This window comes from Chromobacterium sp. ASV23 (assembly GCF_016428945.1).
Lineage (GTDB): Bacteria > Pseudomonadota > Gammaproteobacteria > Burkholderiales > Chromobacteriaceae > Chromobacterium > Chromobacterium sinusclupearum.
Genome location: NZ_JAELTR010000017.1, coordinates 1 through 20,396, shown reverse-complemented (window position 1 = coordinate 20,396; position 20,396 = coordinate 1). Strand labels below are relative to the sequence as shown.

General features: G+C 60.6%; 16 protein-coding genes. 1 reads left to right on the top strand and 15 read right to left on the bottom strand.

The genetic code is table 11. The features are described from left to right. Positions 1-81 precede the first annotated feature (81 nt). The 15 genes from JHD59_RS09400 to JHD59_RS09330 all read right to left on the bottom strand — a co-directional run bounded on the left by JHD59_RS09400 (position 82) and on the right by JHD59_RS09330 (position 17,342). A complete protein-coding gene (locus JHD59_RS09400; RefSeq protein ID WP_199154033.1) occupies positions 82-1,254 on the bottom strand; it encodes a citrate/2-methylcitrate synthase in 1,173 nt (390 codons plus the stop codon). Beyond that, positions 1,226-3,103, bottom strand: coding sequence for an acyl-CoA dehydrogenase (locus JHD59_RS09395; RefSeq protein ID WP_199154032.1), 1,878 nt, complete (start codon positions 3,101-3,103; stop codon positions 1,226-1,228). Before JHD59_RS09395 ends, JHD59_RS09400 begins: the two co-directional genes overlap by 29 nt. Positions 3,104-3,137: 34 nt before the next feature. After that, complete coding sequence (locus tag JHD59_RS09390; protein ID WP_199154031.1) at positions 3,138-4,124, bottom strand: hypothetical protein; 987 nt, start codon at positions 4,122-4,124, stop codon at positions 3,138-3,140. Positions 4,125-4,128: 4 nt separating this feature from the next. After that, positions 4,129-5,676: an acyl-CoA ligase (AMP-forming), exosortase A system-associated gene (locus JHD59_RS09385; protein ID WP_199154030.1), complete on the bottom strand. Its 1,548-nt coding sequence runs from the start codon at positions 5,674-5,676 to the stop codon at positions 4,129-4,131. Then, positions 5,673-6,863: a hypothetical protein gene (locus JHD59_RS09380; RefSeq protein ID WP_199154029.1), complete on the bottom strand. Its 1,191-nt coding sequence runs from the start codon at positions 6,861-6,863 to the stop codon at positions 5,673-5,675. Before JHD59_RS09380 ends, JHD59_RS09385 begins: the two co-directional genes overlap by 4 nt. Beyond that, positions 6,850-7,842, bottom strand: coding sequence for a hypothetical protein (locus tag JHD59_RS09375; RefSeq protein WP_199154028.1), 993 nt, complete (start codon positions 7,840-7,842; stop codon positions 6,850-6,852). The genes JHD59_RS09380 and JHD59_RS09375 overlap by 14 nt, the downstream gene beginning before the upstream one ends. A 23-nt stretch (positions 7,843-7,865) precedes the next feature. Continuing rightward, the gene (locus JHD59_RS09370) at positions 7,866-8,855 is read right to left on the bottom strand and encodes a ferritin-like domain-containing protein (protein WP_103321656.1); all 990 of its coding nucleotides are present in this window, start codon (positions 8,853-8,855) and stop codon (positions 7,866-7,868) included. A gap of 10 nt (positions 8,856-8,865) precedes the next feature. After that, on the bottom strand, positions 8,866-9,408 hold the full coding sequence (locus JHD59_RS09365; protein ID WP_199154027.1) for a hypothetical protein: 543 nt from the start codon (positions 9,406-9,408) through the stop codon (positions 8,866-8,868). Continuing rightward, positions 9,405-10,253 (bottom strand): hypothetical protein, encoded by an 849-nt coding sequence (locus JHD59_RS09360; protein WP_199154026.1) that lies wholly within the window; start codon positions 10,251-10,253, stop codon positions 9,405-9,407. Before JHD59_RS09360 ends, JHD59_RS09365 begins: the two co-directional genes overlap by 4 nt. Positions 10,254-10,281: 28 nt before the next feature. Then, positions 10,282-10,527: an acyl carrier protein gene (locus tag JHD59_RS09355; RefSeq protein ID WP_103321658.1), complete on the bottom strand. Its 246-nt coding sequence runs from the start codon at positions 10,525-10,527 to the stop codon at positions 10,282-10,284. Between the two features lie 31 nt (positions 10,528-10,558). Beyond that, positions 10,559-11,653, bottom strand: a complete 1,095-nt coding sequence (locus tag JHD59_RS09350; protein ID WP_199154025.1) for a hypothetical protein — start codon at positions 11,651-11,653, stop codon at positions 10,559-10,561. A 53-nt stretch (positions 11,654-11,706) separates the two neighbouring features. Continuing rightward, entirely contained in the window at positions 11,707-13,581 is a 1,875-nt protein-coding gene (locus tag JHD59_RS09345) for an AMP-binding protein (protein ID WP_199154024.1), read from the bottom strand. A gap of 452 nt (positions 13,582-14,033) precedes the next feature. Continuing rightward, positions 14,034-15,491 (bottom strand): hypothetical protein, encoded by a 1,458-nt coding sequence (locus JHD59_RS09340; RefSeq protein ID WP_199154023.1) that lies wholly within the window; start codon positions 15,489-15,491, stop codon positions 14,034-14,036. 422 nt (positions 15,492-15,913) lie between these two features. Further along, positions 15,914-16,378, bottom strand: a complete 465-nt coding sequence (locus tag JHD59_RS09335) for a hypothetical protein (RefSeq protein WP_103321662.1) — start codon at positions 16,376-16,378, stop codon at positions 15,914-15,916. Between the two features lie 295 nt (positions 16,379-16,673). Then, entirely contained in the window at positions 16,674-17,342 is a 669-nt protein-coding gene (locus tag JHD59_RS09330) for a hypothetical protein (RefSeq protein ID WP_199154022.1), read from the bottom strand. 606 nt (positions 17,343-17,948) lie between these two features. Between JHD59_RS09330 and JHD59_RS09325 the strand changes: the two genes are divergently transcribed. Further along, positions 17,949-19,289 carry a DUF5677 domain-containing protein gene (locus JHD59_RS09325; RefSeq protein WP_199154021.1) on the top strand — a complete coding sequence of 447 codons (1,341 nt, stop codon included), beginning with the start codon at positions 17,949-17,951 and terminating at the stop codon, positions 19,287-19,289. Positions 19,290-20,396: the final 1,107 nt, after the last annotated feature.

Below are 20,396 nucleotides of genomic sequence, written 5' to 3'. Positions count from 1 at the left end.
GCAAGGACTGAGGCAAGGCGCGCCGCCGCGGACAGTCCGATTGCGCCACGCGGCATCAGGCCTTTCCCTGGTCACGATTTTTTACAGCCAACCCACCGGAACGGTAGCCAGCAGCTTTCGTGCGGCCTTGCTGTTGACGCCAAAAGCCGGGCGGTCGCGGCGCTCTATCGCATGCGCCACCATTGCGGCCACGCGGGCGCACAAGCCCAGGCCCACGCCCCAGCGCGGCTCCGTCACACCAAGGTCAAGCAGGCTGGCGGCGGTGATGAAGTCGATGTTGGGCCGCAACCCTTTGCGCTCCAGCGCGCGGCGGCATGCGAGATCGAACAGCCGGATGTAGGCGCCGCCGAACCCCCATTGCGTGTACAGGGCCCGGATGTGCGGCGGGCGCGGATCTTCGACGAACAGCGGGTGGCCAAAGCCGAACAACAGCTGGCCGGGCGAGTCCAGCGCGCGGTCTACCGCCGCGAACACGGCGTCGTCGCTAGCGTCCGGGCCTATGTCCTTCAGCCAGGCCAGCGCCTCCTCGGCCGCGCCCACATGTTTGGGGCCGCTGGCCATGAAGCCGGCCGCCACCGCTTGCGGCAGGGTGACGCCAGTGCCGATGGCGGTCCGCGGCACCAGCACGGTCGGCGTGATGTAGCCGAAGCCGGCGTGCCAGGCCACCAGCAGCGCATCGATGGCGCGCAGCGCGGCCGGATCGCGGTGGGCGGCGCCCATTGCCGACAACACCCGTTCGGCGTGGCTCTCGCCGCAGGCGGGGCCGGCGCCGCCGCCGAGCGCGGTCGCCAGAAAAACCGGCGCGCAAGCGATGCACACCAGCCCTTGGATGAAGTCATCCGCATCCGGCAGGCCATGTGCGGCGGCCTCGGCGCGGACGACCCGCTCCAGCGCGGAAAGGTCGGCAAGGAATCCGCAGGCGGCGGCCTGCACCATGCCGGCGCCGCAGTCCGCCACGGCGCGAATGCCGTTCAATACCGCGTGGCCTGGGAGCGCGGCGGTGGCGGCGGCTAAAGTCGCGTCCACCGCGAGGGCCGCCTCTGGCTTGGGCATGTCGCCGAACCACACCCGCCACAGCGCGCGGGAGAAATCGATGCTGCCTATCAGTTCGTTCAGATTGCTGCCGCGCACCCACAAGCCTTCGTTCGGTTCTATGGTGGCGCCATCGATATCCGTCCCGCGGTACAGCGTGCGCGGGCCGCCGAACAGCGATTGCGGCGTTGCCTCAGACGGCGGCGAGACGGTTTGCGTCATGGCTTTCCTCCTGGGCGAGTTCGGCTAGGGAGACGGCGACAGCAGCTTCCGGCAGGTTGGCAATCACCTGCTTGTGCTGATGCACCGTGGGCAGGATGTTGGCGAAGAAGTAGCGCGCAGTCTTGAGCTTGCCGTGGTAGAAGGCAGCCTCGCGCTCATCCTGGCCGCGCGCAAGCGCCTGGGAGGCCAGCGCGGCGCTTTCCAGCAAGGTCCAGCCGCAGACGGTGTAGCCGAGCATCTCAAGAAAGCGGGTGTAAAACTGGCTGCTTTCCTGCATGCGGCCCTCGCTGACGGCCTCGCCCAAACGGGACAGCGATTGCTCGACCGCAGACATGGCCGCGTCCAGCTGCAACAGCAGCAGGGCGAGCGAGGGATCGGCGTTGCCGCTGGCAAGGAAGGCGTCCAGCTCCTCGCGCAGGTATTTGATCAGCCTGGAATTGCGTCCGAAGCCCAGCTTGTCGCGCACCAGGTCCTGCGCCTGGATGTAGTTGGTGCCCTCCCAGATCGACAGGATTTTCACGTCGCGCGCGTTCTGCTCCACCGGATAGGCGTCGGTATAGCCGATGCCGCCATGCACCTGGATGGCCAGTTCGCAGATCTTCCACGCCTGGTCGGAGACGAAGGCTTTGCATACCGGCGTGAGCAGCTGGACCAGTTTGCGTTGCTTCTCCACCCGCATGTCGTCCGGCGCGGCTTCGGCCTCCAGCGCGAAGGCTTCGGTGGAGGCGGCGGTGAGCTTGCCGACGAGGCCGCGGCAGCCCTCCACCCTGGCTTTCATTTCCAGCAGCATGCGCTGGATGTCGCCATGCTCGGCGATAGGCAGGCTGGGCGCGGCATGGTCCGAGGTGCGCTCAATGGCGCGGCCCTGGCGGCGTTTGCCGGCAAATTCGACCGAGTGCAGGTAGGCTGAAGAGGCGAGGCCCAGGCCGATGACTGCAGTGCTGATGCGGGCCTGGTTCATCAGCGGAATCAGCTGCAGCAGGCCGGCGTTCTTGCGGTTGCCCAGCAGCACGCCGCGCGTGACGCCTTTGCGGCCGAAGACCAAACGGGTGTTGGCGCAGCCTTTCAGGCCCATTTTGACCGGCAGTTCGGCGCACTCGACGAAATTCTCCTCCAGCTCGCCGGTTTCCGGGTTGGGCCAATAGCGCGGCACCAGCAGGCAGGACAAGGAGTAGGAGCCGCTGCTGCTATTGCCCAGACGGCCGAGCACGAAGTACACGGTGTTGTCGGTGAGGCTGTGCATGCCGGCGGAAATGAATACCTTCTCGCCGGTCACCGCATAGACGCCTTCCTGCTCCAGCGGTTCGGCCTGGGTTTTGACGGCGGTCAGGTCGCTGCCGGCCTGCGCTTCGGTGGCGCAGAAGCAGGCGTCCCACTCATGGCGCTGCAGCTTATCCAGATAGGTGGCTTTCTGCTCCGGCGTGCCATGCAGACGGAACAGCTTGATCGCGGGCAGGTTGAAGCCGCCGTAGGTCATGAAGGCAGGATTGGCGCCCATGAACATTTCCTGGATGGCCTGGCGGATGATCGGCGGCAGCGCCGGGCGGTGGATGTCGCCTGAATTGCCCAGCACCGGCACCCATTCCTGTTTGTAACGCTGCCACAGCGCATGGAATTCCTTGGGAATCACAACCTCGCCATTGGCCAGCAGACGGCATTCCTGCCGGTCGGAGGCTTGGTAGGCGCGTCCCAGTTCCAGCGCGAATTCGCGGGCCTGGTCCAGCAGGCGGTCGTAATGGGGGCGGTCCTTATCGTTGAATGGCGGCCGCGACAGGAATTGGCGTTCCGTCCGGTTTTGTTCCCACAGGAAGAAGCGCAGCTCGCGCAGGCTGACTTTGTAAGCGGACATATCGGTTCCCGTTATTGAAAATGGCGCCGCAGCTTCAGGCCGCGGCGGAAATCTGCGCCACCATGGCGCCTGACATGCCGCACAGCGCGGCATCCCATAGCAAGGCGGTGGCCTGTTGACCGGGTTGCAGCGAAGCGCGCAGCCGTTGCAGCGCCAGCAGTGGATCGGCGCTGGAAAAATGGCAGCCTTCCCGCGCCATGCGGCGCGCCGGGGCGATGCCCAATTCGTCGCCGACGCGGTTGGCGAAGCCTTCGCCAAAACCGGCGGGCAGCATCCATTCGATGTCGGCCGGCCGCATGCGCGCCTTGTCCAGCGCCGCGCGCGCCGCCAGGATGGCTTGCGGCAGCAGCTGGTCGGCCAAGTCGTTGGGCGTGAGCGCCCATGGGTTGGCAATGGCCTCGCCATAGTCGACGGCATGGGCGTAGATGCGTCCCCAGCCCTCGCCGTCGCGACTATCCAGCAGCATGGCCGCGGCGCCGTCGCCGTAGGCCACTAGGTCGCCCCAGGCGCGGAAGAACGGATAGAGCCATTTGTCGGTGGCCACCAGCAGCACGCTGGCGTCCTGATGGCAAAGCGCTTCCACCAGCGTCAGCGCGTTGTAGACGCCAGCGGTGCCGGACTGGCCGACGGCGAAGGGGAGCGCCTCGTCCAGCCCCAGCGCGTGCTGGATGCGTCCCGCCACCGATTCGTTGATGCGTTGGTTCAGCGAGGCATTGGCGACGACGATGTGGGTGACGGCGGCCAGATCTTCGGCGGGGACCTGCTCGCGCAGGCTGGCTACCGCCTGCAGCGCCAGGTCGGCGTGGCTAAGCTGGGCGCTGGCTACCGGCAGCGAAGCCGGCGAGCCCGGCATCAGCCGCAGGGTTTCCGCTTCGTCCAGCTTGCCCTTGCCGCGCGGCAGGGCGTAGGCGGCGGACGGGAACAGCAGGTGGCCGTAGCCAAGATTGCGCTCTGCGGCCTGCACGCCGTGAAAGGCGGCGCGATCCGGTACAGAGGAGGCGATGGCGCGGATTCTGAGCATGGCGTCACCCTTTTATGGTGGAAGGAGAGGCGAACAGTCCGGAGAACTGCTGCTTCAATTGCTTGCGGTCTATCTTGCCGTTGGGGTTGCGCGGCAGCGGCTCTGAATGGAAGGACAGATGATGCGGCACCATATAGCCGGGCAAGCGCTCTCGGCATAGCCGGATCAACTCGCCCTCGGCTACGCCGGCCGCGCCGTGCAGGCTGACCACCACCGCCTCGCCCAGCATGGGGTGCGGCACGCCGTAGGCGGCGGCTTCATGGATGCCGTCCAACGCGAACAGGATTTCCTCTACCTCTGTGGGACTGACGCGATAGCCGGAGGTCTTGATCATGTCGTCGCCGCGCGCCACGAAGTACAGATAGCCCTCGTCGTCGCGGTAGACGATGTCGCCGGACCACACGGCGGTTTCCTGCCGCGGAATCTGGCCATGCACGCCCGGCCAAGGCCGAAAACGGTGGGCGGTCAGTTCCGGGTCGTTCCAGTAGCCCAGCGTGACGAAGGCGCCGCGGTGCACCAGCTCGCCCGGCTCGCCCGGCGCGCATTCGCTGCCATCAGGCCGCAGCACGCGGATATCGGCATTGGGCACCGCCTTGCCGATGGAGCCGGGGCGGGCGGCGGCGTCTTCCGGTTGCAGATAGGTGGAGCGGAAGGCCTCGGTCAGGCCGTACATCAGATAAGGCCTGGCCTGCGGAAAGGCCAGCCGCAGCTTGTCCAGCAGCGGACCGGGCATGTGGCCGCCGGTGTTGGCGAAGCGGCGTACGCGCGCGCCGGTGGCCGGCGGCCAGCTGGCGGCCATCAGCTGCATCCACAGCGGCGGCACCCCTGTGATGGTGGTGACGCCATGGTTTTCGCAGAAGGCCGGCACTTCGCTTGCCTGCAGGAAGTCCAGCGGGGCGTAGCAGGCGGCGCTCGCCAGCGCGGTGGTCAACTGGCTGAGGCCGGCATCGAAGCTCAGCGGCAGGATGCCAAGGATCACATCGCGCTCATCCAGACCCAGGTAGGCCGATACGCTGTCGGCGCCGGACACCAGATTGCGCTGCGACAGCACCACGCCTTTGGGCCGGCCGGTAGAGCCGGAGGTATAGAGGATGGCGGCCGGGTCGTTATCCGTCACCTCCGGTGCGGGGGCATCCAGGATGGTGTCGGGCAACGCTTCCAGCTGCCAGGCATCCAGCGGCAGCCCATCCAGCGCTTCGCCCAGCCGTTTCAGCCTGGCGCCGGTGCTGATCAGAAGCCGGGCGCCGCTGTCAGTAAGAATGTGGCGCAGCTGGGCAGGCTTCAGTTGCGGGTTGACCGGCACAAGAATGGCGCCGCGGGCGTTGACCGCCAGCATCATGGCTACGCTGTCATATTGCTTGCCGGCATATATGGCGACGCGGTCGCCCGGCTGGATGTCGGCGGCGGCGAGCCGAGCGGCGTGGATGCTTGTGTCGCTCAGCAACTGGGTGTAAGTGGCGCGGATGGCGTTCTGGGCGAAAGCGGGGCGTTCGCCGTGGCGCAGCGCGCTCAGTTGCAGCAGGTGGTAGAGGCTGATGCGGGCGCGATTCATGAGGACTCTCCCGACTGATGGATGAAGGCGCCGGCCGCGCCCAGCGACAGAAAGCCGCTGACGCTGTAGCTAGGGTGGTAGGCGCCGCATTGTTCAAAAATCACCATGTCGCCGACAGACGGCGCGGCGACGGGGGCCGGCTGCCAGCCGATGACGTCCGCTCGGCTGCAGGTGCTGCCGACGTATTTCACCGGCAGCATGGGCGCGCCATCGGTGGCGGGTTGGCGGCGCAGCAGGCGCGGGCGGGCGTATTTCTTGATTGCCGACTCGGTGCGCGCCAGCAGGAAGTTGTGGCTGAGCCCGCCGTCGCATACGGCCACGCAGTGGCCGTCCAGCGTTTTTACCGCCCGTATCCGGGTGGCGAACAGTCCGGCACCTGCAAAGATGCCGCGGCCGGACTCGTGCGCCAGCTGGAAGGTCTGGCGCAGCGGCGCCAGCCGTTGCCGGTAGGCGGCGAACAGGTCTTCGTTTTCATGAAAACGCTCGCCAAAGCCGCCGCCGCAGTTGAGCATTTCAATCGGTGCGCCGGTAACGCGGGCGATGTCGGCGGCGAAGGCGGCCAGCGCGTGAGCGAGGTCGGCCGAATCTCCGCCGCTTTCATCCACGCGGAACTGGTGCGAACCCGCAAAGCTGTGCAGGCCGATCACCGGCACGTCTGCGCGCGTAAGCGCCGCAGCGGCCAGCATGGCTTCGCGCGGGGCCATGCCGAAGTGGTCGGCCGCTTCCCGGCGTTTGCCCGGCATCAGTTCGGCCGCGTTCAGCCGCAAGATGGTCTGCGGCGCATGCTGCTTGCCCAGCACGGCGATCAGCCGCTCGGCCTGGCACAGGCTGTCAATGATGAAGACGCAACGCGAAGCCAGCGCGGCGCGCATGAAGGTCTCGTCCATGGACGGGTTGTTGACGTACTTGACGGCGGATATGCGGCCGACGGCGAGATCGAGCTCGCCCAGGCTGGCCAGCTCCACGCCATCGACAAAACCGTGGCCGCAGCGGATCAGCAGCTCCAGGTTGGAATTGGCTTTCAGCGAGACGATCAGCCGGCTATCCAGCCATGCGCGCAGCCGTTGGAAGCGCGCCAGGACGATGGCGGGATCGAATACATAGCCGGGCGTCTTCACTTCCCACAGCCATTGCAGGGCGGAGTCGTCTTCCGGCAGCGGAATAGAAAGGGGGTCAATGCGCGTCATGGCGATCCACCGGGTGCAGGGTGAGGGCGGAGAAGGCGCCGCTGTTGGACTGGGTCACGCTGATCAGATGGCGGCCGGCATCCACCTCGGCCAAGCCGATGTCCGCCAGATTCACCGCCAGGTCGGAACAGCAGGCATGCCCCTTTTGCAGGATGTTGTCCGCGCGCAGGATGTCTTGCGGAATCCCCATCGCGTTGCAGATGGACTTCCAGCCCTTGTGGTCGGAGTTGTGCGGCAGCAGGCAGCCGTAGTCCTGCAGCGGCACGCCGCTGTCGGCAACCGCCTGCTGCATGACCTTGCGGGTATAGTGCCACTCCAAATTGATCATCTCGCGCTCCACCGCCGCGTTGGTATCCGAGCCCTGGTGCCACTTGCCATAGTTGCGCAGGGCCAGCGCGCCGATGCGGTTGCGGCTGCAGTTGCGGCTGACCAGCAGGCAGGCGGCGCCGTCGCTCTGGATGCCCGACATCTGGCGCAGGCGGAAGCGTTCGCCATAGACGCGGTCAGCCGATACGATGAGGACATGGTGCAGCCCGGCGTGACTGGCCATCAAGGTTTCAGCCAGGCCGATGGCTGCGGCGTTTGACGAGCAGTTAAGCTGATTGACCGAACCCGCCCAGAAAGGGCGGATGCCAAAGCGGGACACCAGTTCCAGCGGCAGGCTGCGCGGAGCCGCCGGCACGCTGAATAATTGGGTGTGCACATGGATCACTGCGCCGATGTCGGATGGGTGCAGGTCATGCTCGTCGAACAGCCGCGCCGCCGCCCGGCAGGCCAGTTCCACCTCGTCCATGTCCGGCGCGGCGTGGAAGTGGCGGCAGCCGGAGCGGATGATGGCCTGCACGCGGGCTTCCGGCAGGTTGTGCCGCAGAGCCCAGGCCTCGATGTCCTGCAGCTCGCCTGGAAAGTGGTAGGCGGCGGCCTCGATGCCTATCCAGGCGGGGGCATGCGCGGCAGGTTTGCTAGCATTGCTGATCATGCTGGATTTCCTCGTCTGGCGGGTCAGGCCGGTAGCGGCATGGCGGCGTAATCCATCACCTGCAACTGTTCGAACACGCGTTGCACCCGTGGGCTGAGCAGGCCCATTTCGCGTATGGTGGGCACCAGGCGGCGGAAGATGGAACGACGCATGGAGCTGGTGACCGGCGAGTTGCGCACCAGGTGTCCGCATTCTTTCTTCGACAGGCCCATGGGCTCCCAAATATCGTCCGCGCACAGGTGTTCGTGCAGCGTGTGGGCGCCTTCGGCGACGAACTCTTCGCGCTCCTTGCGCTCGGTGGCGGTCATGTCCTGATAGACGCGGCACAGCGTGATGCGGCCGATGGCGAAGTGGCGGGCCTCGTCGCGCTGGATGCGGGTGACCATGTCGCGGATGAACGGGTCTTGGGTATAGGCGACGATGCTCTGGAACAGCGACAGCGCGATGCCTTCCACCAGCACCTGCATCCCCAGGTTGGTGATGTCCAGCTCCTTGCTGGTGATGGTGTCGCCCAGCAGGCTCTTCAGCGATTGGCTCATCGGGTAGCGGATGGGCAGCTTGTCGTTGACCAGTCGGCCAAAGGCCTCGATGTGGCGAGCCTCGTCCATGATCTGGCCGGCCGCGCATAAGCGGGCCGACAGGCTTTCCTCGGCCACGGCCAGTTTGGAGGCGCAGATCAGCGCGGCCTGCTCGCCGTGCAGCACCTGCGACATGGTCCAGCCTTGCGAGTGGTGGCGCACTTCGGCCCGGCCCTTGGCGTCCAGCTTGTTCCAGACATCCGTGCCGTAGATCAGCAGCGTGCCGTCCGGCATGCCCAGCGGATTGTCCGCGTTCAGTTCGCAGCTCCAGTCCAGGTCGGTATTGACGTCCCACTGGTTGGCCTTGGCCTTCTGGTAGATGGCGTTCAGGCTGTCATCGCCGAAGTCGTAGCTTTCCGACATGAAGGCATCCAGCGCGAAGTTCCACTTGTATGGCTGAGTCGGGTCCTTGGGCGGTTCTAGCGTGGCTTGCATATCGATTCCTCTATCGCGTTGCGGTCTGGCCGTGCTCGGCCGTGTCGGTAACTTGCGGCGCCATCGCATCCAGCGCGGGCAGCAGTAGGGCGGCCGGGGCCGGTTGGGGGGTGTTCCAGAAAGCGAGACGCAGGATGTTGTCGCCGCTGTCCAGCAGATCGCGGCGTATGCGCTCGGCGGCGATCCAGGCCACGGGCGCCGGACTCCGTCCGGCGCAACATGCGGCTTCGCGCCGGAGGCCCGCTCCCAGCAGGACGCGGGGGTCGAACAGCGCGGCCGGCAGCGCCAAGTCCTTGGCCGGCTGGCGCAGCTGAACGAAGACGCGGCAGTCCTCGCCCAGCGCGGACCAGGACTGGCGGACCAGCCGTTCCAGCAGCGCGTAGTACTGGCGATGATTGACGAGGACTGGCGCGGCATTGTCGTGGCTATGGGCCTGGCGGCGGGCGTAGTCCTGCTCCTCCAGCAGCGGCAGGTTGATGCTGGCGCAAGGCTGGACGCGGCCATGGTCTGGATTGCGGGTCAGGCGCAGCGCCAACGTTTGTCTCGGCGTCATGCGGCCTCCAGCGCGTGGCGCAGATCCGGCGCGAAAGCCAGCTCCGCGATGGCGAAATAGCCGTTCAGCGCCAGCGAGGCCAGCACGCAACGTCCGCCCGCGTAGTCGGCGCCGGCTTCGATCTCGGCCAGCATCGACAGCCATGGGTCGCTGCCGAAGGCATGGCCGAAACGCGAATAGCGGTCGGGGTGAGCGGCAGCGGCGTCGAAGCTCTTGAACAGCGCGCGGCGCGTGGCTTCCGGGAAAAACGGCAGCGCCACGGCCATGCCGGGGCGAGGCTCGGTAAACTGGCGCAGCGCCCGTCCCATCATGGTCAGCGCGTGGGTTTGCGGCGCGGTGCCTAGCAGCAGGGCTTCATCGTCGCCATCCGGGAAAATGTCCAGCAGCAGCGTGGCGATGCCGAAGCCGGAGTGCCCCCAGCGGCTGGTGAGCCGCCAGAAAGCGAAGTTATGGATGTCCACATCCACAATCTGCAGCAGCAGCCGGCGCGGGCCGCTCAGCCTGGCCTTTCGCAACGCGTGGCGCAGGATGTAGCCCCAGCCTGTGCATTCGTAAGCATTGGTGATCCAGTCAGGCTCGCGGTCAAAGCCCTCGCGCATGCCGTGACGGAATGCTTCCGCTTCGACGGTGTCGTCGGTCAGGAATGGCGAGAGAACGGTGGAGGTGAGGACATAGTCGTCGACGCCGCCGTCGGCCGCGTGGCGGGCGGCCTCCGCGCCGGCCCTGCGTCCAAGTTCCGCTGCGGCCTCGGCCAGGGACGCCCCGGCCGCGACGAAAGGCGTTTCCGTCTGGCGGTAGGCGATGACGGCGACCTGAAAGGCCGGCTGCGTGCGCGGTTCGGTCATGGCGTTCCCCGGAGTCGGCGTCATCGGATCAGGCGGTTTGTTGCTGCTCTTGCAGCTGGGTGTCCAGCTGTTCCAGCGTGGTGTATTGGGTGATGTTCAGCTGCTCCGGGTCGATGGAGCCGTACAGCTGTTCGCAGAACACGATCAGCTCGACGACGTTGAGCGAGTCGATGCCCAGTTCGCCCAGGCCGACATTGGTGTCCACGGTCTCCACGTTCAGGATCTTCGCGGTTTCCTTGCGCAGGGTTTCCAGGGTATTGAGGGTTTCGGACATGGTGTTTTCTCCTTTTAGAGAGGGGTGGGAATCAGTTTTGGACGAACCGCGCGGCGGCGCGCAGCTCGTGGTAGCAGCGATATGAGCTGCCTTCCATCTTGGTGAAGGCCAACAGGTCGCGCTGGTCTGCGTAGCGCTCAACGGCGCCGCTGACCACCAGGTGCAGCAGCAGCTCGTTGGACGCGAACTTCAGCGCCAGCACCTTATGCACGTCCTCGTTGGCGTAGGTGCCGGTCTGGGTCTTGGCGCGGGCGGCGTCGGCGATGAAATCGCGCGCGGCGCGCTCGTCTGGCCCCAGTCGCAAGCGGCCCTGGTCGTGCAGCCATTCCACATGCGCCATCAGCGCGCGAACCAGAAAAGGGCGCACGGTGGTCAGGTATTTGTTCAGGGCGGCGGGGCCGCCTGCCTTCAGCCGGTCTGCCGGGGCCACGCTGACTTCGCCGCGCACATTGCCTAGCTGCACCACGCCGTCCAGAAAGCTGTCTCCGCACAGGCTCCGCTGCAGCGTGGCGTACTGCTCCGGCCACACCAAAAAGGCGGAGGGAAAGAAGCTGCCGGGCGTGCGCGCCGCGATGATGGCCATGCCGTCCAGATTGGCGTACATGCCCCATACCTTGTCGATGCGCAGCTTGAATCCGTCGTCTTTAGGCTCCGCCACCGTGCGCCAGCTGCCCAGCGTCGGCCCGCCGGCGTCGCTCATCAGGAAGCGCAGATTGTTGCCGCTGTCTATGCAGGCACAGGCGCGGTCGTATTGATCCGGCGTCAGGAACAGCGAGAACAGGATGCGGGCGAAGGTGCGCATGAAGGGCTTGTAGTGCGGCGCCAGTCCTTCAAGGCGGATCTGCCCGAGTATGCTTTCGCTGAGCGCGTGTTCATGATGTTCCAGCGGCATCGGCGCGTGCGCGCTGGCCTCCGGCGCGGCGAAAGGCTGCGCGGTCTGGCGAATCAACATGTCCGAATCCAGCAGCCGCGCCGACGCGCGGGCCAGCATGGCGGCCAGGCCGGAAGGCAGCTCGCCGTAGCATTGCAGCCGGTGCAGCACCGGTTGGGCGGCCAGTTCAGGCAAGCCGAGGGCTTGGGCGGCGGGCATGGGCGCGCCGTCCACGATAGTGGAATGAGTGTGCATGGAGCTTCCGTCCGGTTGTGTAGGAGGAATAGGGGCGCGCAGGAGGCGCGCGGTCAGGCTATTGCCGGTTCTTCGTCTCTGTCGCGCAGGGCATGCTCGATGTAAATGTTCCGGCACTTCAGCCTTTGCAGCTTGCCGCTAGTGGTGCGCGGCAAGCTGCCATTGGCGACGAAGACGATGGCATGCGCGCCAAAGCCAAAGCGTTCTCGCAGCATGATCTGTAGCTCGGCGCGCAACTTGTCCTTGGCCTCCTCGCGTTCGAACTCGATCAGCACGACCAGGTTTTCAGTAGCCTGGGTCTCGTCGTAAATACCGGTGGCCGCAATCGCGCCGCCAGCGGCCAGCAGCGGATGACAAGCCAGCGCGTCTTCTATTTCGTGCGGGAAATAGTTGCTGCCGCGGATGATGATGATTTCCTTCTGCCGGCCCAGCACGAATAGTTGGCCGCCTGCCAGGTAGCCGAGGTCGCCGGTGGCGAACCACTCGCCAGGCTGGTAAGGCACCTCTTGGCCCTCCGCCGGCAAATAGCGCGACATCAGCGAGCTGCCGCGAAGCTGGATTTCGCCAACCTGCCGCTCGATGGCTTCGTTGCCCGATGAGGCGATCACGCGCAGCTCCATGCCCGGTATCGGTTGGCCCATGGCCAGGATCGTGTCCGCGGCATGGGTATGCTCGTTGGCGGGATGGGCCGTGGAGAAATGGGTGAGCATATTGGAATCGATTCGGTCCGCGATCAGATACGAGAAAGCCTCGCGGTCGTAATGGATGGTTGCATCGTGCATGGTCGCGGCCAGCGTGGTTTCCGCCATGCCGTAACAGGGCTGCAGGGCCGAGCGCGACAAGCCATGCGGCTCGAAGACGCGGGCGAATTCTAGGAGGCAAGCCTGATCGACGCGCTCCGCGCCGATGAAAACATTGCGCAGTCCGCTCAGATCGACCCCTTCCATGGAGGCTGCGCGATAGCGGCGCACGCAGTATTGCAGGCCGAAGGTTGGGGTAGCTGTGGTGGTAGCGCCGAAAGCGGCGATGCGTTTGAGCCAGCCCAGAGGGTTGCGGATGAATCCAGCCGGTTGCATCAGCAAGAGCGGAGCTTGGTAGTACAGATTGGAGAGTAAGGTGACCAGGCCCATGTCGTGATACAAGGGGAGCCAGGAGGCGGTGGCGTCGCCGCGTGCCGGATCATAGCCCACTGCGCCGCCTATGCCGCGCACGTTGTCGACGACGTTGCGGTGACTCAATACCGCCGCTTTCGGATGGCCGGTCGAGCCAGAAGTCAGTTGCACATGATGGGCATCGTCGGGCGAGGGGTAAAATAGCTGAAGCGGGTTGGCGGCAGCGGCCGCTTGTTCCACTTCTTCGGTGGTGATCACCCGCACAGGCAGGCCTGCTAACTGAATCCGCAAGCCCTCTGCATGGGCTGGCTTGGCGATCAGCAGCCGGGGGGAAAACAAGCGGCTGGCGATGTGGATTTGAGAGCGCGAGGCGTCAGCCTGCGTCCGTCCCGGCAGTGGAACGGTGCAAGGAAGGGCGCCCAATAAGGTGCAGCCGGTTTGCAGCAGCAGATGATCGATGGATGCCGGCAGAGCCAGTATGACGAGATCGCCGCGAGCGGCGCCCATATCGCGCAAGCCTGCCGCCATGGCTAATGCGCGTTGCGCCAGCTCGAAATGGGAGATTCGCTTCTCTTCGCCGCTTTCTTCCATTATGGAAATGCATTGATCACTATTTGCGTCCGAATCGTTCAGAACAGACAAAATAGCTTCCGTCATTGTTGAATGGCTTTGCAACTTATTTCCCCCTTGCGCAAAGTAAATCGCTATTTCTTGCTGGTTTGGTTTTAATTGGATTGTTGCAGTAAAGTTATCATTCGTTAGTAGCATCTGCTTGAAAAATGATACCGTCGTGACGATTGAATAAGAACCTGTCATGTCGTACAGGTGAGTCCTGATCTATTTATATGTATTTGCACGAGCCAGGCCTTCTTTGCAAATAAAACGGCAGCTTGCTTTACGAAATGATTAAAGAAAATTTGCGAAATAAATATGGCTTTATTTTGTGAAAATGCCATGGATGACTAGCATTTTTATTCATGACGATGGTTTTTTGTTGATAGATTGTTTTTGATGTTTTTCTTTTGCAATATAGCCTAGAGCGGTAAGTGCATTATTTGATTATTCGGAATGCGAAAGTATTGATGAAAATTATCAGTGCTGAGAGGCCGTTCTGCCCTATATATATGTCCGGAAGATTGATCGATTCGCCAAAAAGCATCACAAGAAAGTCGGTGAACCAAGATCTGGGGTGTTTCCTTGCTTCCTGGCCGGCATGAAAAAACGGGCGCAAATTGCGCCCGTTTTGTTTTGGTGTCGCCTTGTTCTGGCTATTTGCTGTCATCCTGCATGTAGCCCAGCAGGGACCAGGCGAAATCCAGCTTGAGCGAGCCATCAAAAGCCTTGTCCTGCAGGCTCATGTAGAAGTCCGTAGCGTAAGGTTTTTGACGATTTGCCTTGTCTTTGTAATTGGTTTTAGGGTTGTACATCGCCATATTATGGCAAGTCATGCAATTGCTCTGCACGCCATAGCGGTTGATGCTGGGGTCCGGCTTGTTGCAGTTGGTGTCGGATGGCGCGGCATAGGCCCCGCCCACGGATGCGCAGGATTGAAAAACACCGGGATCGAAGCCTGCTTCCAGATGCGGGTTGTAGGCAATGAGCGAGCTACCGGTGTTTTGTCCACCGGTGATCGGCTGCGCAGGCTGCACCATTTGATAGGCTACGGCCATGGCATAGTGATTGGCCGCTGGATCCAACGGGCTTTGTTTACGGAAGGCCGCGATTTCCGCGTTGCTGGGCAAGTAGGGCTGGTCGGAATTGGCCGACCACCAGTAGGTTTGCCAGGCCCAGCGCTTGATCTCGCGCGTGGTCACATGCATGCCCACCAAAATGATGTAGTCGCCGGAAACTACTTCTCTGCCAGTGATCTGTTTCTGCACCACCTTGGCTTCTTCGGCAGTCAACTGGTGGTGGATAAAATTGTTCAGATAGAAGGTATTGCTTGTATTAGGCCCTTTGCAGCCTTGGTCTATGCTGTTGCCACCCTGGCCCGAACCTCTAATGTTGATGTACACGCAGCTCCCCCAGTCCTGCTCCAGAAATGCTTTGGCCGGGCTTGGGGTGCCTGGCCAGCCGGGCATCACATAGAGCTTGTTGGCGTACTTCTGCGCGGAAATATGCTTGTAAACAGACTTGATGGTGATGGCATTGCTGGGGAAGTTAGGTACCTCGGTGTAGCCGTTCTTCACATACTGATCCAGCGTTTTTTGCAAGAACAGCTTGTTGTTGACGGCATGCTGGGCGGCCGGTGGGTTATAGGCAACAGAAACAAAGATCTTGGTATCGCCTACATTAGCTTGGTCCGGCGCGGCTGCCTTCAAGCGAGGGGTGATATTCAGGAATTGGTGGGGCTGCTGCAGCTCCAGCGCCGGCAAGGCTCCCACCGTTGAATGTTTGGCTGTGCTGGCGTTGGCTTGCAGCATCTTGCCGCTGTTGATCTGGTAGAGCATCAGCGTGGGCGTGGACCAGGTTTCAAACGCTCGGACCGGCACCTTGTTGACCGTGCCCACCACATGGTTGAGCCCAGCCCAGATATCCCAGCTATGACGATACAGCTCGCTGTTGCGGCTGCTGTAAATCCACTCGTTCAACTGAGTTTCCGGCATCGGGAAACTGGCCGCGCCATGCACCTTGGGCAAGTCCGGCATGCATAACAGATTACCGTCGATATTGGCGATATCGCCATTGCGGGTGATGGAGTTCAGGCAGACGTTGAGCGCCGGCATGGAGGTGTTTTGCCAAGTGTCTTTCAGCGTTTGGCAACTGGCGTGCAGCGTATCGCCGACCACCTGAATCGCCCTACAGGACTGGGTATAGCTGCCGCCTGGGGCGGGCGTAGCGGCTTGAATGGCAGGCGCGGCCAGGGACAAGGCTAGGATCGGCCAACAGTGGCGATACCGAGAGGATGTTCTCATTGAGTTTCCTTTGGTATGAAAATTTCAGGCACAGGCGGCCATGTTTACTCTAGGATTTGGTTTCCCGCAGCCTGCCGTACCAACGGATGGTTCTGGATAGGTTTAGCGATTGAAAAATGGCGTCAATAATCTATTGGCATTTTATTGAGCCAATACCCGGCGGGGATGTTTGCCTGCTTTGGCCACCCTGCATATCAATCGGCCGGGAGCGGGCGCTCCCGGCCAAGGCTGGTTTAGCCGTTGTAGTAGTAGCCGAGATAGATGAACTTGCCGCCTGCGCCCTGATTGATGTCTTGAGCCATGACTACGGCAAACTCGCCAAAGTCGCTAAACGCGCTTTCTTTTGAATCACCGTATCCGGATTGCAAGGTGCCGATGTAGTCGGATTCTGCGCTGTTTTGGAAGCAGAGATAAATATAAAGGCCGCCTGCGCCATCGTTCAGATCAACATTGATTTTTTGCCAACCAGCCGGTGGGACTGCTTCTTTGCCGGTAATGAAGCGAATGGCGGAAACGCCTTTTCCGCTTTCGGCGGTTTGGTAGTAAATGTAGATGAACTTGCCACCGGAACCTTGGTTGAAATCCTGGGCGCTGCCATTTTTGTTAGCCACCACATTCCAGCCTGCGCCAGGAGGGAGCGAGGCGCGCCAGTTGTCGTCGTTGCGAGCTGCTGCCGAGATATTCACTACGTAAGACATGAGCGTAACTCCTTGTTAAGAGTGAATAAACTGGAGTGATTCCAGCGCTTACAGCTTAGCCTGTTAATGACGTTGTTTTACTGGTATTTAGGTCTATGTTGAGAACCGCTATTCGTGTGATATGTCGGTGCTGGAATGGGCGCAGTGAGCGTGTTTGCCGTCCCAAGCAGTAAACGACACCCATGAGAATAAAGCGGTGTCGTCCATCGCAGCGCCGCCGGCTGCGCAGGCTTCCGGCAAGAAACAAAAACACCGCTTCGCAATGCGGAAGCGGCGTTATTTTTGCGATGCGCAGTCAGCGGACAAATTTGTCAATCCGCTCCGCCAGGCGCAGCTGGCAGGCCGTGGCCAGCTTGAGCAGCTCCGCGCTGGTGGCGGGCATTTTGCCGGGCGGGGCGATCAGCTCCGCCATGGCGCTGAGCGTGGAGACGCTGCTATTGAGGCCGATCAGCCTGCCGTGCGGCCAGCGCTGCTTGTTGTTGGGCGCGTAATCCAGCGCCACCACCCAGCGCGAATGCTGCCAGGTGCCGGGTTCGCGCAGCACAGCCTCCATCACCGCGCGGCTGACCTGCTGCGCCGCCTCGGCGGCGAGGGCCAGCGCCAGGTGCAGGGTGTCCGCCGTATGGGCCGCGCCGGCCTCCTGCAGCAAGGCCGGGCGGGTTTCTTCCAGCCACCAGCGCCGCAGCCGCCGCGCGCCGGGTTTCTTGATGCGGCGGAACACGTCGTCCAGCTCGCCTTCGGACAGGCACAACACCGGCTCCGCCTCATCCGCCAGCCGCAAGGGCCGCCCCAGCGGCTCGCCCAGCGCCTTCAGCAAATCCTTCACCTCCAGCTTCATGCACGCGGCCACCTCCGCCGCCACCAGCCAAAACCCCTCCGGCCGCCGCACCACCCGCATGGCCAAATCCTTGGCGAAATCCAGCCGCAGCGGCGTATTCACCTGCTGATCGATAGCCGCATTCATGGCCGGGCCTCCCCAATCCAACGCGCAAACCGCGCCGCCAAAAACGCAAGCCGATACGCGGCGCGCAGGCGCAACGATGCACGCGACAAGCGGTGGGGAGGGGGAATAAGGGGAGGGGAAAGAGAAACGACAAACACAAGACGAGCATCCATGGTCATGGACTCCTAGCGGTTTTGTCTAAAGCGCCCCCTGTTGAGAGGGGCGGCCGGGTACTTCAACACCGCCGCTAGACGGCCCACAGATTTCCCCCGTTGCCGGGGTATTGTATGGCTGCACGCTACCCGGCCATAAGCTTTGGACGCGCCGAGAGAGCGGCACGACAGGAAACCTATGGACGCAAAAAAGCCACGACTTACGGGCGCGGGCTAACCGCTAGCGGAGAGGTGTGTTGAGCACCGAGAGCAAATCTAACAATGTGTTGAGCATTAAGTCAATGTATTTTTGCAATGTAGACGAAATTGCAGAATGTAGGATGGCTACTTTGAAATATATCTACATAATGATGCATGATGTTTTTATGATTAATACGAATTTTGATATTCGCAAATAAGAAAGTGCTGTAGTTTATTTTTTAAAATGCCGGATATGCTCAGCTGGGGGCAGGGAATGAATAATTCACATTTTTCAATACAAAGTTTGATTGATCAGCATATTTCTGAAGTGATGTCACCGACTAGTATTATTTCGATGGCTGTAAATAAAATCATAGAAGATCGTGGTTTGATTGTGCGAGAAGAGCAGTTGTGTGTATTGATCTCAGGGATATTGTCTGCGACTTCTAGGCAAGATGGTGATTTGCAAATAAATCTAGAGCCGCCTTGCGATTTTGGCGAAACAGAAGGTGAGATGAGAGCGGCTATTCAAGGAATTATTGATGATTTGGAAAATGTTATTCATGATTTGTCAGGTAAGCTTTCTGATTCAATTGAAGAGGTGATTCCTAAAGTCTTGGATGAGATTTCTGAAGTTATTAGCAATAGTATATCTGAGGACGCTATTGAGCATGTCCGATATATGAGGGAGGTGCAGTCAAGCCGAGCAGCAGCTATTGAGAATGTTTGGGGAGAGGCTGTTGAACAATTAGATATCATGAGATGTATGGTGTTGGAGTGGAATAATATTGCGATGAACCTTCGTTGTGGCCCTTATAAAGAGCCTAATACTGCATTCGCATTGTGTAAGCTTATCGAGAGGGCGTATGAGCTTGTCGGTGAAATTGTTACGCTAATTCGAGCTGGTTATGCTGATGGAGCTCTAGCTAGATGGCGTTCCCTTCATGAAGTTTGTGTCATTGCTATGTTTTTGGCTAAGAGATCGGACAACTGTGCCCATATGTACATGTCGCATCACCTAGTTGATGAATTAAAGCTTCTTGACACTGATAATTCTTTTGGTGTTATTTTAGCTAATGGAGTTGATAGGGGGCTTTATGTCCGAGATCTAAAAAGAAGAGTTGAGGCAATGGCTAGGAAGGTTGGGGAAGATTTCTTAAAAGACTATGGCTGGGCATCAATTGAGCTTGGTGTTAAGAAAGTTACATTTCGGGATTTAGAGAATTATGTAGGTTTAGATGTTTTACGGCGTGGGTATCGACAAGCAAACGGAGCTGTGCATGGAGGAGCTTTGGCAGCTCTTACTCGTGTTAGTCTCGGTCCCGGTGGCGTGGATAATTCGTTTGTTCCGTTAGAGTATGGTTGTGATGCGGCTATTAATTATGCGACATCATCAATGTCGATGATAGTTGTGGAGCTTTGCTTAGAAACAAAAAATGCCGATTTAATAACCATGTGTATGGTTATTCAAAGATTTGCCTCCAGGATAAGGCGTTTGATTGAGAAGGCACAGAAGGTTTCATTAACGATGACGCCGAGGGAAAAGCTACTTCTTAAGAGAAAGATATTGAAAACGTCTCGCTATAAATCAAAGAAGGCCTATGTGAAAAAGTAAAATGTATCGATAAGATTACCCCCCCCCCCTTAGATTCTGGAGGGTTTCTTGCTTGGAGTTGTCAGATTTTGATTTAAGCAATAGATTGCTTCAACCTTTGTAGGATCAGCCCAACCTGGAGCTCCCAACTCTCCAAGTTTTTCAGATCGAACCAATGCGCATATAGTCCCCTTTCAGCGCAAGCCGGCTTTCGAATCAGACTCGGGGTTTTAAGCTGCCGATTGTTCGACGCGGGGCGACGGTAGCGCCCCGCTAGTTCCGGCAGCTCCCCGAGGCTGATTTGAAAGACGGGGTTTCGCAGCGCTGTAGGGGCGGCCTGGGGTTGAAAGGGGATTGGCCGCGCAATCCCCTTGCCCGTTTGCCGGGCGGAACCGGCATGTCAAACATTATCCGCGAAGCGGATTCCAAAAATATAATGACCATCTCTAATGGGGTGCTTCAACTTCACGGAAAACGCTGGACTTTACGGGCTCAGTTCAATTTTCTATGTTGTAGTTATTTTTATCAAAGCCGAATTAATATTGCAAATAGGTATCGTGATTTTTAATTACTTTATTTTTCAAAGGAACTTGCTTTAACTGTTTTTTAAATAAATTATTCATCTTCATCCAAAGAATTCAAGTAATTAGATATTATGTCCCCGTGACATGGTAATGGTTTGCAGTGGCAACCAAGAACCTTACCTTTTAGGGATTTTATACCCTTCCTGAAGTCTTCATCATTGGTGATTTTTTCATTGAAATAGGTTCTATACTTTTCTATTACTTCATTTCTATCATCACCATTCTCCCTAATTGGGAAAGGATTTCCCCAAGGAGTTCCTCTTCCTATGTATGCGTCATAATAATCACCTTTATCTTTGTTGCTAACTTTAGTAGTCTCAATGAGAATTTTCCTCAGAGGTACTCTGTTTTTTTCTAGGTAAAAAAGTAGATCTGAATAGTCATGCCCCTGTCTCTTATACACATCTGACGCTGCCGACGACAGCACGAAAAAAGGGGGGGGGGGGGGGGGGGGGGGGGGGGGGGGGGGGGGGGGGGGGGGGGGGGGGGGGGGGGGGGGGGGGGGGGGGGGGGGGGGGGGGGGGGGGGGGGGGGGGGGGGGGGG

Bases quoted from the DNA above. Each gene is read 5' to 3' on its own strand.
- JHD59_RS09400 (WP_199154033.1), bottom strand. From the start codon at position 1,254: ATGACGCAAACCGTCTCGCCGCCGTCTGAGGCAACGCCGCAATCGCTG.
- JHD59_RS09395 (WP_199154032.1), bottom strand. From the start codon at position 3,103: ATGTCCGCTTACAAAGTCAGCCTGCGCGAGCTGCGCTTCTTCCTGTGG.
- JHD59_RS09390 (WP_199154031.1), bottom strand. From the start codon at position 4,124: ATGCTCAGAATCCGCGCCATCGCCTCCTCTGTACCGGATCGCGCCGCC.
- JHD59_RS09385 (WP_199154030.1), bottom strand. From the start codon at position 5,676: ATGAATCGCGCCCGCATCAGCCTCTACCACCTGCTGCAACTGAGCGCG.
- JHD59_RS09380 (WP_199154029.1), bottom strand. From the start codon at position 6,863: ATGACGCGCATTGACCCCCTTTCTATTCCGCTGCCGGAAGACGACTCC.
- JHD59_RS09375 (WP_199154028.1), bottom strand. From the start codon at position 7,842: ATGATCAGCAATGCTAGCAAACCTGCCGCGCATGCCCCCGCCTGGATA.
- JHD59_RS09370 (WP_103321656.1), bottom strand. From the start codon at position 8,855: ATGCAAGCCACGCTAGAACCGCCCAAGGACCCGACTCAGCCATACAAG.
- JHD59_RS09365 (WP_199154027.1), bottom strand. From the start codon at position 9,408: ATGACGCCGAGACAAACGTTGGCGCTGCGCCTGACCCGCAATCCAGAC.
- JHD59_RS09360 (WP_199154026.1), bottom strand. From the start codon at position 10,253: ATGACCGAACCGCGCACGCAGCCGGCCTTTCAGGTCGCCGTCATCGCC.
- JHD59_RS09355 (WP_103321658.1), bottom strand. From the start codon at position 10,527: ATGTCCGAAACCCTCAATACCCTGGAAACCCTGCGCAAGGAAACCGCG.
- JHD59_RS09350 (WP_199154025.1), bottom strand. From the start codon at position 11,653: ATGCACACTCATTCCACTATCGTGGACGGCGCGCCCATGCCCGCCGCC.
- JHD59_RS09345 (WP_199154024.1), bottom strand. From the start codon at position 13,581: ATGACAGGTTCTTATTCAATCGTCACGACGGTATCATTTTTCAAGCAG.
- JHD59_RS09340 (WP_199154023.1), bottom strand. From the start codon at position 15,491: ATGCCGGCGCTCAACGTCTGCCTGAACTCCATCACCCGCAATGGCGAT.
- JHD59_RS09335 (WP_103321662.1), bottom strand. From the start codon at position 16,378: ATGTCTTACGTAGTGAATATCTCGGCAGCAGCTCGCAACGACGACAAC.
- JHD59_RS09330 (WP_199154022.1), bottom strand. From the start codon at position 17,342: ATGAATGCGGCTATCGATCAGCAGGTGAATACGCCGCTGCGGCTGGAT.
- JHD59_RS09325 (WP_199154021.1), top strand. From the start codon at position 17,949: ATGAATAATTCACATTTTTCAATACAAAGTTTGATTGATCAGCATATT.